Raw genomic sequence first — 1,083 nt, 5'->3', positions numbered from 1 at the left:
CCGGTATCGGCTGCTGGAGACGCTCCGGCAGTATGGCCGAGAACGGCTGGTCGAATCCGGGCGAGATGCCGAGTTGAGAGGCCGCCATCGCGACTACTACCGGAAGCTGGCGGCCAAGGCGGATGCCGGCCTGTTCGGCCCTGACCAGATCGCATGGCTGAGCAAACTCCAAGTGGAGCACAGCAACCTGCGCGCCGCCCTGGAGCACTACCTGTCCGACCGCTCCGGCGGCCGCGCGGCACTCGGCATGGTCGCCGACCTGCTCTACCACTGGATCACAAGCTACTACCTGACCGAAGGACGGCACTGGATCGACCGGGCCCTGGATCGCGCCCCCGCTGCCGACGAGCCTCGCGCCCGGGCCTTGTGGTGCGCCAGCTGGCTGGCGATCATCCAGGGTGACCTCGACACCGCGGCCGAGATGCTGGAGGAGAGCAAGGCGATCGGTGAGCGACTCGGTCTCGAGCACGTGCTCGGCTATGTGGCCGTGTTCTCCGGAATGGTCGCCATGGGTCGTCAGGACGTGAAGACGGCGATCGTCCTGTACCAGGAGGGCATCGACCGGCATACCCTTACGGGCGACCCGGTCGGCCACGTGCTCGCCCTGGTTCGCCTCTCACTCGCCTATTCCTATCTGGGCCAGACGGCGGCCGCCGTCTCGCTTGGTGAAGAGGGGCTCGCCATTTGTGACGCCCACGGGGAGACCTGGCATCGGTCGTACACGATGATGGCCTTGGGCGTCGAGAGATGGCTGGAAGGCGACACGGCCCGCGCAACCGCGCTGGAGCAGGACAGCCTGCGCGCCAACCGCTCCCTGGAGGACCCCTTCGGTATGGGCCTCAACTTGGAGGTCTTGGCCTGGGTGGACGCCACCGAGGGGCGGCATGCGCGAGCGGCGAGCTTCTTGGGAATCGCCCAAGCCCTGTGGAACGCACTCGGCGCTCCCCTCTCCGGGTACGGGCACCTGGTGCGGTACCACGACGCCTGCGAGGAAGAAGTCCGGCGCGCACTCGGCTCTTCGAGATTCTTCAAGGTCCACGACGAGCTGCACCAGTACGACCGGCGCATCGACAACGCCGCCAC

General features: G+C 67.3%; 1 pseudogene. It reads left to right on the top strand.

Annotated elements, in window-relative coordinates:
- A pseudogene (locus AB0C69_RS42540) lies at positions 1–1,083 on the top strand (LuxR family transcriptional regulator); the annotation flags it as partial.

The organism is Actinomadura sp. NPDC048032 (genome assembly GCF_040653175.1).
Classification (GTDB): domain Bacteria; phylum Actinomycetota; class Actinomycetes; order Streptosporangiales; family Streptosporangiaceae; genus Spirillospora; species Spirillospora verrucosospora.
Note: the sequence above shows the minus strand (reverse complement) of the source record. Positions and strands in the feature narration are given on the sequence as shown.